The sequence below is a fragment of the Paenibacillus sp. HWE-109 genome, from assembly GCF_022163125.1.
In the GTDB taxonomy this organism is placed as follows: Bacteria; Bacillota; Bacilli; order Paenibacillales; family NBRC-103111; genus Paenibacillus_E.
The window spans coordinates 271,650-284,249 of record NZ_CP091881.1; the positions used below are offsets into that span (position 1 = coordinate 271,650).

Genomic DNA, 12,600 nt, shown 5'->3' on the forward strand with positions numbered 1-12,600 from the left:
GAAAACGATTATACTATCAACTTCGGGAGATCATGAGGATGAAAAAAGTTAGTATTTTAGATGTGGTAGAAAAATCAGGCGTATCTCTGGTAACGGTTTCCAGAGTGTTGAATAACTCGACGACGGTTCGGGAGATCAACCGGCAGAAAGTTCTGCAAGCCATGAAGGATTTGGGCTATACGCCAAGTTCTGCTGCCCGTTCACTGGCGCGTGGATCGACCGGACTCATTGGCATTACTCTGCAAACGCTCGGGGACACTGTGTTTGATGGTATTATTCACGCTGTGAATGAGAGCTTGGAGGCCAAAGGATATTTCTTGGCTTTATCCATCGCCTCTCCAGCTCAAATGGACAATAGCGCAGTGAATCACTTTTTGTTCCAGGAGGATCGGGTAGACGGTATCATTTTGCTATCCACTTTTGCGGAGAAGGAGTATGTGCTGGAGTTGAAAAGAAAGAAGATTCCCTTCGTCATCATTGATAATCATATTGAAGATACGAAGGCTATCACAATCAATGTGGATAACTTTTTGGGCGGATATGAGGCGACTAAGCACTTATTGAATCTTGGTCATACGAAGATCATGCATATCAGCGGACCTGAGTTATACCTCAGTGCCAGGGATAGACGAAGAGGTTATGAACAGGCGATGGCGGAAGCTGATTTAGCGCCAACGGTTATCACAGCAGAGCAATTTGATATACGCTGCGGGTTCGATTCCGTCAAAACATGTCTTGAGCACGGGCTTAGGCCTACGGCTGTATTTGCCGGTGAGGACGGTCTGGCGCTTGGCGCAATGGATGCGTTCCGGGATGAAGGTTATCACATCCCGCGTGATATCTCGATTGTGGGCTATGATGATCAATATTTTGCCAAGGCGATTCATCCGCGGTTAACAACAATCAGGCAGCCCATGGAGAAACTGGGTCAAGAGGCTGTGCGGATTCTGCTCGAAATGATAGATGGATCTTCCAAACGGAGTAAATCGGTTTGTTTGACGCCTGAACTCATTGTCCGGGAATCGACAGCGGAATGGAAAGAACATACGTAGTTAAAAGGATGGAGCCGAACGAATTTGAAAGCTTATTTAGGTGTGGACGCCGGCGGGTCAAAAACGAATGCCATGATTACCGATGCAGAAGGCAGATTGCTTGCCATCGGTAAAGCTGGTCCAGGCAATCACCAAATTGATGTTGAAATGGCCAGAACCAATATTCATAGCGCTGTTCAAGAGGCGTTAAGGAGCGCAGCGCTTCAGGTCAAAGATATCTCCGTTGCATGGTTCGGTTTAGCGGGAGCTGATCGCGAGGCGGATTATCGCATCTTGCATCCGATTGTTGCAGAGCTTGGGTTTGCCCAGTCTGAAATCGTATGCGATACGATTATTGCGTTGCGGGCAGGGACAACAAGGGCCTATGGGGTTGTGTCCATATGTGGAACCGGCACGAACTGTGCAGGTATGAATCCGCAGGGCGAGATCTTTCAGTGCGGCGGATTTGGCTACGCCTACGGTGACTTTGGCGGCGGTAGCGAGCTGTCTGTCGAAGCATTTCGATCCGTCATACGTGCATGGGAAGGTCGTACAGGACCAACACTGCTTACGGATCTAGTTCTTGCCCAGCTGAAATATGATTCTGTCGAGCAATTATTTCATCATTCTCTGGATACTCATCTGCAGATTCCGGCAGATTTGGCTCCATTGGTGTTCACTGCCGCTTCGGGTGGAGACGTGATTGCCCGTGAGATTCTTAAAAAGCAGGGTGAAGAGCTGGGAACATCAGCCAAGGCTGTTATTCAAAAGCTGGGGATGCAGAATGAAGAGTTTGATCTGGTATTGGCGGGCAGCGTGCTGACGAAAGGTGAGAGTTCCTTCTTGCATCCTTACATTGCTGAGCAAGTCGCCCAAGTCGCCAAAGGCTGTCAATTAAAGATACTGGGCATTGAGCCCGTCATCGGGGCTGTTTACTTAGCCATGGAAAGAGATGGCATTATTCCTTCCGATGCCATCTATGCGAATATTACGCAAGTATCTCACGTATAGGGAGTTGTCTCGATTGAAGAAGCAAGTCAAAGTGGTCGTGATCGGCGGCGGTTCCTCGTATACGCCGGAACTGATTGAAGGATTTATTTTACATTATCAAGAGTTTCCTGTAACAGATATTTGGCTTGTAGATATTGAAGCTGGCAAACATAAGCTGGATATTGTTGGGAAACTGGCTTTGCGAATGGTGGAGAAATCGGGTCTTCCGATTCATGTGCATATGACGCTTGATCGCAGGTTGGCTCTGAAGGATGCGGATTTCGTATCTACGCAGATGCGGGTTGGGATGCTGCAAGCACGGGTTTGGGATGAGACGATACCGCTGAAGTATGGTGTAATTGGTCAGGAAACAACAGGCCCTGGCGGGATGATGAAAGCATTCCGTACAATTCCGGTACTGCTCGATATTTGCAAGGATATGGAAGAGTTATGTCCTGAAGCATGGATGCTGAACTTCACGAATCCCGCAGGAATGGTCACTGAAGCGATCTATACCCATTCATCCATCAAAGCCATTGGCATATGCAACTCGCCTATTTCGGTTTACAAATGGTTGTCGAAGCTGTATGAAGTAGAACCTAGTCGGATTTATGCCGAGTTTGCCGGACTCAATCATCTGCATTGGGTGACGGACATTCAGGTGGATGGCCAATCCAAACTGGAGGAACTGCTGCAAAGCAATGACAGCTATTCAGCGAAAAACGTGCCGCAGTACAGCTGGAACGCAGCATTCATGCGGTCTTTGGGGGCGATCCCGTCGTATTATTTGAAGTATTTTTATTTAAATAAAGAAATGTTGGAAGATCAGTTGACTTCCTCGGCCCAGGAAGGAACACGCGCTGAGGTTGTTAAGAGGCTTGAGGATGAATTGTTTGAATTGTATCAAGATCCGAATTTGAATCATAAACCGGCTCAACTGGAGCAGCGCGGTGGCGCGTACTACTCAGAAGCAGCTGTGAAATTGATGAAATCAATCTACAACGATACAAGGGATGTTCAGACACTGAATGTTCGCAATGGGTCGAATCTTGATTTTCTTCCGGAGAATGCGTGTATTGAAGTCAACTGTATCATTACGAAGAAGGGACCGATTCCTTTGCAAGTGACGACAGTTCCTGAGGCGGTTAAAGGACTCATTGCTTCAGTCAAAACGTATGAACAGCTTGCTATCGAAGCAGCCGTACTGGGTGATCGTGGTTTAGCTCTGCAAGCCTTGGCTCATCATCCACTTGTTCCTTCAATTAATGTGGCGGAGAAAATGCTGGAGGAATTATTGGAACAAAACAAAGAATTGCTTCCTCAATTTTACCCTAAAATATAAACGTTTATATATTAAGGGGGTGATGCTCTCTTCTATATGATCTTGTGTCAGGCTGGATGGAGACAGCCCGTTTGGAACGATGTTTCATATATGCAACCAATAAGGAGGATTTTTCATGAATTTGAGAAAATCAATCAAGCTGCTTATTTCCGGTGCCATGTTTTCCGCTGTGCTTGTTAGTGGTGTTTCTACGGCCAGCGCCAGTTCACCTGTCATTTTAGGTTATTACACACCAGATCAGGCATCAGATAATTCCTTAACGACGAACTATAGCTACATCACACATGTGTCTACGGACAGTTTCAACTTCAATAGTGAAGGGAATATTGTAGGAACAATTCCGACCACAGCGATTGCCTTTACGAAGTCCAAGAATATTACCACGTATGCTTGCATTTCCAATTATGGTCCAAATGACTTTGATGCTGATTTAGCACATACGATTTTAACGAATCCGACAATTAGGAACAAGGCTATGGCGAACTTGATCGCTTTGGTGAAAAACAACGGCTATAAAGGTGTTAATTTCGATTTCGAAGCTGTGCCTAATACGGATCGGGCGGCATTGACTAGTTTCATGCGCGAACTGGCAACTTCCATGCATTCACTAGGTTTGCAAGCTTTAATCTCAGTTCCTGCCAAAACAGTTGAGGACCCGAATGATGATTGGGGAGGAGCCTTCGATTACCCAGTTCTGGGTCAACTGGTGGATTATGTGCAAGTCATGACCTACGATGAGCATGGTATATGGGCTTCGCCAGGCCCTGTAGCTGGAAAGGATTGGATGGAAGAGTCTTTGCAATATGCAGTTTCCGCGGTTCCGCCAGCCAAAGTGCTGATGGGACTTCCCGCTTACGGTTATGACTGGAATTTAACCACGAATAACGCCAGCGATGGTAAACAAGTTCCTTGGAGGGAAATCCCTGCCCTTATTTCCAAGACCAAAGCTGCAGTGAAATGGGACACGGCTTCATCCTCTCCTTATTTCAATTATCAAGCAAGCGATGGTTCCAAACACGTGGTTTGGTATGAGAATGAGCGCAGTATTACTGAAAAGTCCGGGTATTATGCGAAGTATCACTTGGGTGGTATTTCGGTGTGGGCAATCGGCTTGGATGATACCAGCTTCTGGAAAGCGTTGGCTACGAATACACCAGCACCAGACGGGGCAGCTATTCCCGGGAAGATTGAAGCTGAAAGCTTCACTGCGATGCAAGGCGTTGTGAAGGAGACTACGACGGATACTGGCGGCGGCATGAATGTGGGCTATATCGATGCAGGCGATTGGATGGATTACAAAGTGAATGTCCAAACCGCAGGCAGCTATTCGGTTGGTCTCCGGGTAGCCAGCCCAGTTGCAGGGGGGCAATTCCAAATCAAAAATGCCTCGGGTACCGTTCTGGCTTCGGTCACCATCCCCAAAACGGGCGGATACCAAACTTGGCAAACGGTGAATACAACGATTACGCTGCCAGCAGGCAGTCAAACGTTAAGAGTAAATCTTGTAAAAGGTGAACCGAACTTGAACTGGTTGAATTTTGTGAAAACACCTTAAGCTATCGACCCAGTCGAAATTTAAGAAGATGATAAAAGGCTGCTCCATAAGTCAAATATGACTTGTGGGGCAGCCTTGCTTTATACATCAATTGTGAACTACCAAACGAATGCGCTTGTGATAATGACTAACAAGATGAAAAGTACCAAAATAGCTGCGGAAGACGTATAACCAATACCTGCACCTGCGACACCAGACATTCAAATCACCCTTTCAACTTGATTTGTTTGTGCTACGTGATCATTGTATGAGGTAAGTGCGGAACCGTATGGGCGAAATGTATGATTGTGCTTATGCCTAGCAGAGCGGAATACTTTGGATAAAAAGAAGAGGCTGTCTCCAAGGTTGAAAACCTAGAGCAGCCTCTTCGTATTATTTGCTTGCAGCAACCGTTTCGATTTCTTTTACGCTTTGATAAATCAGGTTGAACAGCTCTTCGAGGTTCACTTCTTCTATGCAAGAGAAAGCAACGCGAAGGTCCGTTGCACCAAGAGCGATTGTTCCAACACCATGCTGGTTCAGCAAGTGTACGCGCAAGGCTTCGGCATCTACCGTTTTGAGCTTCAGGCACATGAAGTAACCAGAGTTGAATGGGTAGTAGCCCCAGGCATCATCGAACTTGCCACTGTCCAGGATCGCTTTGGTACGGTTGGCTCTGCCCTTCATGATGTCGTACTTCTCTTGCTTTTGCACAGCAAACTCAGGTGAGTTCAGGGCATGCAGCACGAACGTCTGGGATGGGTGAGGACCGCTGGAAATCGTTGCGCGGATAATTCCCATCGTTTTTTGTTCCAGAGCGCTGAGAATAGCTTCACTTTGGCTTGCATACGTGATGAAGCCTACGCGGAAGCCCCAAACGTATTCTTCTTTGGTGGCGCCGTCAATTTTGACTGCCAGCACGCGCGGGTGCAAATCAGCTAATTGACCGAATAAGGATTCATGCAGCGAGCCTTCAAAGAAAAGACCGAAGTAAGCATCGTCTGTCAGGACGACTACGTTAATACCAGCTTCTGCTGCTTCTTTGATCGCAGCCGTAATTTCCCGTCCTTCTTGTGCATCAGGCGTGTAGCCTGTTGGATTGTTCGGGAAGTTAAGAACAACGATCGCTTTGCCTTTGGATTTTTGAGCTAGCAGTGCATCGCGCAGACCAGCAGCGTTGAATCTCATTTGGTCGTTATACAGCGGGTAGTTCACGATTTGGGCACCGCGGCGGATTTCGAAAGTCAGCTCGTAATTTTCCCAGTTTTTGTCCGGGATAATAACAGCGTCGCCTACGTCGGCGAAAAGATCAGCTGCAATGCTTAGACCATGCGTCAAGGCATTCGTTACGATTGGATTGCCGATCAGCTTGCTGCCGATTTCTGGATTTTCTTCGAGCATTTTTTTGCGCCATGCGCTGCGGAGCTCCGGCTTGCCTGCAGGTGGTGCATATTCATATATATCTTTTGGCGCATAGGTAGAAAGTGTGTCTTGAATGACCTTCAAATGCATAGGTTGACCATTTTCGATCGCAATACCGATAGTAGCATTGAATTTCTTGGCCTTTGCCTTTGCTTCAGCCGATTGGCTGAGAATGCCTTCTTTCGGGAAGTAAATCGATTTACCTAATGCAGAAAGCATGTCATGCACGTGAGAATTTTCACGTTCCAGGGTCTCGTTTAACTGTCGTGCCAGAGGATTCATAAGAGTGGGTCATTCCTTCCAATGAGCTATTCATTTTTTGCAGTTATTATACCACTTTCACAGTAGTACGTCACTGCGCTTGCTAAATTTTTTCGGAAAGAACGTGATCGGGGATTTAGACGCGGACTTGATTTAAAAATCCTTCCAATCGCTCCTTCACTTCAGGCCATTCGTGATCCAGAATGCTGAACATGACGGTGTCACGCACATAGCCATCGTGAAGCACACGGTGCTGCCTGAGAATTCCTTCCTGTTTGGCGCCTAAACGGGCAATCGCAGCTTGCGAGCGTTCATTTCGCAAATCTGTTTTGATTTGGACGCGCAGCAGATTGAGGGTTTCAAAGCAGTGGCGCAGCAGTAAATATTTGCATTCCGTGTTCACACGGGTCCGCCAAACGAGCGGATTGTACCAGGTATATCCAATCTCTAGATGGCGGTGAGCAGTGGAGATGTCGAAGAGCCGCGTGCTGCCCACAAACGTATCCGTATGTTTATCATAGACACTGTAAGGGATCGCAAGGCCGGCATTGAATTCCTCAAGCGCTTGCTGGACATAGGTTTCCACATCGGATGTTCGAGGCAGCGGCGTCATATAATCCCAAATCCGCGGGTCAGAAGCAGCCTCCGCTAGACTGTCAATGTGGGATTCCTGCATAGGAAGTAGAGCGACACGTGTTCCTTCTAGAATGGGGTTTTGTAATTGCATAGTGCTGATTCTCCTTGTCATTGGATCAAATTTATGAGATTTTAGATAGCATAAGGGAAAAGTGGATTCATCAAAAGATCCAATTTGGTTTTAATTTTATGTACCAATAGGTTGTAATGGACTGAATAAAGAGGATGCTGTGTGATGACTGGGGGGAGCGGCATGGAGTTTCATTTGCCTTACGATGCCTATCGTATGAAATATGCAAGCAAGTACGCGGCTTTGTATCATGCGCTGCATGACGAGATCTTGGAGAGCAGGCTCCCACTGCATACGAAGCTGCCGTCCAGTCGTGAGTTAGCCCGTTTATTTGGTTTATCGCGGGGGACGGTGAATCAGGTCTATGATATGTTGATTGCTGAAGGATATTTGCAGGCTGATGTTGGGAGAGGGACTTATGTTGTCTATGCGAGTGGACAGCGGAAGAAAGATGAGCTCGAAGAAAGGGAGATTCGCTTGTCCGATTGGGGGGAGCGTGTTCGTGCGGAAGAAAGGGGAAGGGGGCAGGGGAAAGAGCCGTATCGCCCCGATCACATTTCTTTCAGGATGGGGCATCCCCATCTTGATGAGTTCCCGCGAGAGCTGTGGAATCGCGGGATGTATGAGCAGGTGCGGCGCATGACGGAGTCGCCGCAGGAGGAGGCCTTCGCCGCTGAGGGGCATGAAGCGCTGCGCATAGCAATCGCACAGCACCTAAGGCGTATGCGTGGCATCGATGCGCCTCCCGAGCGCATCGTCATCGTGAATGGGTCGATGCAAGCGATAGCGCTGCTGACCCAAGTGCTGGTGAATGCGGGCGATCCCGTGGTCGTGGAACGTCCGGGATATCAAGGCGCCACGCGCGCTGTGCTGGCGGCTGGCGGGGTGCCCATCCACGCTGAGGTGGATGGGCAAGGTCTAGTGCCGCAGCCGTGGAATGCGCGGCTGCTGTTCGTGACCCCGAGCCGCCAGTTCCCTACGGGAGCGGTGCTGGGCTTAGAGCGCCGCCAGCAGCTGCTGCGCTGGGCGGCCGAGCAGGGCGCTGTCATCGTCGAAGACGACTATGACAGCGAGTTCAGGCACCGCGGGCGGCCCATCGAGCCGCTCAAGGTGCTGGACCAAGAGGGCCGAGTGGTCTACATCGGCACCTTCTCCATCACGATGCTGCAGGAGCTGCGCATCGGCTATGTTGTGCTGCCGAAGGCGCTGGTGGGCGCCTTCGTGGCCGCAAAGCGGCTGTTCGAGCCGCACCCTTCGGGGCTGCTCGAGCAGCGCTCGCTCGCCGCTTTCATGGCGAGCGGCGGCTACGAGCGGCACCTGCGCCGGATGCGGCGGGTGTACGCGAGCAAGTTCCTGCTCCTGCAAGGGCTGCTGCAGGAACGAATGTCTACCCGGTTCGACTGGGTAGAGAGCGATGCGGGGCTGCATTTATTCGGTTGGTGGCGCGGCAATGCCGCCAGTTACGCGAGCTATGCAGCCGAATGCCAAGAAGCGGGCGTCACGTGGAGTGATGCTGCTTCATACGGCTTGCCGCCAGGCCGCGCGGGAGCTTGCTTCTCTTTTGCCCATCTGACCGAAGACGAGATCCGCCGCGGCGTGCAGCTTTTGAGATAAATAATGTTTTTGGCAGGAAAGCTATTGTGTGCTATGATCTAACATGTGGTCAATTAATATAAATCGTAGGAGTGGTCCTTAAGATGGCAGGTTTAAACGGTGGGGGCACAAGCGTTATTGTGCGTTTGGAAATACATAAGGAACTGGTTACCTTCGGTAAGATTGCTACGGCAATCGGCGATGCAGGCGGGGATATTGTTGCGATCGACGTAACGCGAGCGAGTAAAACGACAACAACGCGAGATATTACTGTGAAAGTTAGTGATCCCGAGCATACGGAGTCGATTGTTAGCGCTTTAAATGATATTCCGGGCGTGCGTTTAATCAACGTTTCAGATCAAACTTTCCTGATGCATTTAGGCGGCAAAATTGAAGTTACTCCCAAAATGCCTATCAAAAACCGGGACGACCTATCCCGTGTCTATACACCGGGGGTTGCCAGAGTTTGTATGGCGATTCATGAAGATCCATCGAAGGCGCACTCTTTGACAATTAAACGAAATACGGTTGCTGTTATATCCGATGGTACGGCAGTATTGGGGTTAGGAAATATTGGCCCTGAGGCAGCGATGCCTGTTATGGAAGGAAAAGCGATGCTGTTCAAGCAGATGGCGGGCGTTGACGCTTTTCCAATTTGCCTTGATACGCAGGACACAGAGGAGATTATTCGGACTGTTAAAGCGATTGCTCCAGGGTTCGGCGGCATTAATTTGGAGGACATCTCGTCGCCTCGTTGTTTTGAAATTGAGGAAAGATTAATCAACGAACTGGATATTCCGGTATTTCATGATGATCAGCACGGTACAGCTGTTGTTATTCTAGCAGGTTTGCTCAATGCGGTTAAACTTGTAGGCAAACAATTGGCAGATTGCAAAGTTGTTATCACAGGCATCGGGGCAGCAGGGATTGCCTGCACGAAGATGCTTCTGGCAGCGGGCGTAACCAATGTCATCGGTGTTGATCGTCAAGGGGCCATTGTTAGCGGTGAAAGCTATTCGAATTCAGCGTGGACCTGGTACTCCGAGAATACGAATCCGTTCCGGCAATCGGGATTGCTGTCTGAGGTGATTGTGGGCGCTGATATTTTTATCGGGCTTTCGGGGCCTGGTGTGCTCAAAGCTGACGATGTGAAGAATATGGCTGCTGATCCGATTGTGTTCGCCATGGCGAACCCTACACCGGAAATTACGCCTGAAGAAGCGGAGCCTTACGTACGTGTCATGGCTACCGGACGTTCCGATTATCCGAACCAGATCAATAATGTGTTATGTTTCCCAGGTATTTTCCGCGGTGTGCTGGATTGCCGGGCTTCACGCATCACACAGGAGATGAAGCTGGCTGCGGCCAAGGCGATTGCTTCCGTGGTGAGTGAAGACGAACTCAATGAATATTATATTATTCCAAGCGTGTTCAATCACTCGGTGGTTGAGAAAGTGCGCGAAGCCGTTATGGAAGCAGCGTATGAGTCTGGTGTAGCTCGCCGGCGCAACCAGCGTGACTTGCAAGACGCTAATCACGAGTAAGCCCAAATGCACAAAAACCTTGTACAAGCAGCTGATATTCCTATCAGATGGCTTGACAAGGTTTTTTTGGGTTTTAGGCTTGTTCTTCTGTCCATTCTTTGAGTTTGCGGTCAGAGGGCAGGAGAAAGGTCAGGATACCGAAAAGCGGCAGGAATGCACACAGTTCCATCACTCGCGTCGTGCCAATGGTATCGCAAAGATTTCCAAGAACGACACTTCCGATGCCCCCGAGTCCAAAAGCTAAACCGGTGATCAAGCCGGATACGGTCCCAACTTTCCCAGGAAACAGCATTTGCGCATAAACAACGGTGACCGAGAAACTGGAAAGTAAGATTATACCTGTAATGACGAGCAGCACATAAGCCCAAGTGATCGAGACATGCGGTAAAAGCAGGGCAAATGGCGCGGAACCTAACATGGAAAAGAAGATGACATTCCGCTTGCCGAAACGGTCAGCAATCGGACCGCCAAAAAACGTGCCCACGGCTCCAGCCGCTAGGAACAAGAAAATGAAGTCCTGCGCTCGGTCTATCGTAATGCCATACGAGTCTTGCAGGAAAAAAGCAAAGTATCCACTCATGGCTGCTCCGTACCAAGATCGGATAAATACCAGGAAGATCAGCAGGCAGATAGCGAATGTTACACGCTTGCGTTGCTCGGGATTGACGGTTCTTTTCACAATCGCTTTGGCTTTAACCGGTGTTGAAACGAGTACGGCTTTGTACCAGCGAGCTATGTATAGCTGCACGGCAATAGCGACTGCCGCTACGCCAGTGAACCAAATAGAGCCAAACAGTCCAAGCGGTATGAAGATCCATTTGGTCATAATCGGTGCCAGCGATTGACCGGCATTCCCGCCCACCTGGAAGATCGATTGGGCCAGACCTTTGCGTGCGCCAGCCGCCATATGGGAAACTCGCGAGCCTTCAGGATGGAAAGCAGCGGAACCTAGACCTACAAAGCAAACAGACAGCAACACAACCCAATAGGAATGAGCGAAAGCGAGCAAGAGCATCCCGATTAAGGTAGATGTCATGCCGATCGGCAGCATATATGGCGATGGCTTGCGGTCGGTGTACAACCCGACAACCGGCTGCATGATGGAAGCCGTGAAGTTAATCGCGAACTGCACCCAACCCACTTGCGTATAGCTTAATCCCATTTCACTTTTCAGGATGGGGAAGATTGCAGGAATAACGGATTGAATGGAATCATTCAGTAGATGAACAAGCCCGATAGCAAATAAAATACGATAAACAGTAGGTTTGATGTCTCCTGCACCCTGCAAGCTCGTGGAGCTGGGATCCGGAGATGATGTCGTAACAGCAGCCATGATTCTCTCCTCTCGATGTCACTGTTCCCTGTTTTATTTGTTGTCTAGGAAACGGCCGAGGTCTTCTCCCATTTTGACTTTGGAGCCAAGCTGCAGGTCTGAACGAGGTTCAAACATATCATCTTCAAAGAGCAGGACGACCGTTGAGCCGAATTCAAAATAGGCCAGTTCTTGGCCGCGCTCCAGCTTTTTGGGAAGAGGCTTCACATATTGGATGGAACTGACATTCAAAGCGCCGACTTTGACAACGGCGACTTCACCCGCTTCATGTTGAATAAAGGTAATAAGCCGTTCGTTGCGGCTGAGTACCCTTTTCATATGACGCAGGCCGAACTCATTGACCGGATACACCTTGCCGAGCACGTGCTCTTTCTCAAGAATATCGCCTGTAACGGGAGAGTGAATGCGGTGATAGTCAGTAGGACTAAGGTACAAGACGAAATAGAAACCGTTTTTGTAGTTGACGGTGCGCGGTGAACGATTCAGCAGCTCTTCGATCGTGTAATCTTGGCCTTTGACATTCACAATCTGCCCTTCTTTGATATCGCCAATCCCTGTGATCATCGCGTCAACGGGACTTACCACACGGGTTGGATCCTCGTGAATGGGACGTAGACCGGGTTTCAATCTGCGTGTGAAAAAGTCATTCAAGGACTTATAATCCTTCACATGTTTTTCAGCATCTTGGATCGATATGCCATAGGTTTGGGCAAAGCGAGTAATAAATATCCGGCTTGCTTTGGATCTGGCAAATGCGCCTGTCAATTGGGACACCCATTTGCGCGAGGATAGCTCCGTAAGCAATCGAAAAAACGGTTTAGACATAGATCAATTACTCCTGTTC

Annotated in this window: 11 protein-coding genes; 6 read left to right on the forward strand and 5 right to left on the reverse strand. The window is 49.0% G+C overall.

The features are described 5' to 3' along the window. Nucleotides 1–38 precede the first annotated feature (38 nt). The 4 genes from LOZ80_RS01240 to LOZ80_RS01255 all read left to right on the forward strand — a co-directional run bounded on the left by LOZ80_RS01240 (nucleotide 39) and on the right by LOZ80_RS01255 (nucleotide 4,918). Complete coding sequence (locus LOZ80_RS01240; RefSeq protein WP_238169723.1) at nucleotides 39–1,052, forward strand: LacI family DNA-binding transcriptional regulator; 1,014 nt, start codon at nucleotides 39–41, stop codon at nucleotides 1,050–1,052. Nucleotides 1,053–1,076: 24 nt separating this feature from the next. Then, nucleotides 1,077–2,042: an N-acetylglucosamine kinase gene (locus LOZ80_RS01245; protein ID WP_238169724.1), complete on the forward strand. Its 966-nt coding sequence runs from the start codon at nucleotides 1,077–1,079 to the stop codon at nucleotides 2,040–2,042. Nucleotides 2,043–2,055: 13 nt separating this feature from the next. Then, nucleotides 2,056–3,363, forward strand: a complete 1,308-nt coding sequence (locus LOZ80_RS01250; protein WP_238169725.1) for a 6-phospho-beta-glucosidase — start codon at nucleotides 2,056–2,058, stop codon at nucleotides 3,361–3,363. Between the two features lie 115 nt (nucleotides 3,364–3,478). Beyond that, nucleotides 3,479–4,918, forward strand: a complete 1,440-nt coding sequence (locus LOZ80_RS01255) for a glycosyl hydrolase family 18 protein (RefSeq protein ID WP_238169726.1) — start codon at nucleotides 3,479–3,481, stop codon at nucleotides 4,916–4,918. A 98-nt stretch (nucleotides 4,919–5,016) separates the two neighbouring features. On the opposite strand, the gene LOZ80_RS01260 is transcribed toward LOZ80_RS01255, so the two are convergent. From LOZ80_RS01260 to LOZ80_RS01270, 3 genes are all read right to left on the reverse strand, one after another. Beyond that, a complete protein-coding gene (locus LOZ80_RS01260; RefSeq protein WP_238169727.1) occupies nucleotides 5,017–5,118 on the reverse strand; it encodes a YjcZ family sporulation protein in 102 nt (33 codons plus the stop codon). 172 nt (nucleotides 5,119–5,290) lie between these two features. After that, entirely contained in the window at nucleotides 5,291–6,601 is a 1,311-nt protein-coding gene (locus LOZ80_RS01265) for an aminotransferase class I/II-fold pyridoxal phosphate-dependent enzyme (protein ID WP_238169728.1), read from the reverse strand. 115 nt (nucleotides 6,602–6,716) lie between these two features. After that, on the reverse strand, nucleotides 6,717–7,307 hold the full coding sequence (locus LOZ80_RS01270; RefSeq protein ID WP_238169729.1) for a GNAT family N-acetyltransferase: 591 nt from the start codon (nucleotides 7,305–7,307) through the stop codon (nucleotides 6,717–6,719). A gap of 162 nt (nucleotides 7,308–7,469) precedes the next feature. On the opposite strand from LOZ80_RS01270, the gene pdxR reads away from it, so the two are divergent. Together pdxR and LOZ80_RS01280 are read left to right on the forward strand one after the other, a co-directional pair. Next, nucleotides 7,470–8,900, forward strand: coding sequence for a MocR-like pyridoxine biosynthesis transcription factor PdxR (pdxR, locus tag LOZ80_RS01275; protein WP_238169730.1), 1,431 nt, complete (start codon nucleotides 7,470–7,472; stop codon nucleotides 8,898–8,900). Nucleotides 8,901–8,983: 83 nt separating this feature from the next. Continuing rightward, nucleotides 8,984–10,423, forward strand: coding sequence for an NAD-dependent malic enzyme (locus LOZ80_RS01280; protein WP_238169731.1), 1,440 nt, complete (start codon nucleotides 8,984–8,986; stop codon nucleotides 10,421–10,423). 73 nt (nucleotides 10,424–10,496) lie between these two features. On the opposite strand, the gene LOZ80_RS01285 is transcribed toward LOZ80_RS01280, so the two are convergent. Together LOZ80_RS01285 and asd are read right to left on the reverse strand one after the other, a co-directional pair. Continuing rightward, nucleotides 10,497–11,756, reverse strand: coding sequence for an MFS transporter (locus LOZ80_RS01285; RefSeq protein WP_238169732.1), 1,260 nt, complete (start codon nucleotides 11,754–11,756; stop codon nucleotides 10,497–10,499). A 33-nt stretch (nucleotides 11,757–11,789) separates the two neighbouring features. Beyond that, nucleotides 11,790–12,581 (reverse strand): archaetidylserine decarboxylase, encoded by a 792-nt coding sequence (gene asd, locus LOZ80_RS01290; RefSeq protein ID WP_238169733.1) that lies wholly within the window; start codon nucleotides 12,579–12,581, stop codon nucleotides 11,790–11,792. Between the last annotated feature and the right edge of the window lie 19 nt (nucleotides 12,582–12,600).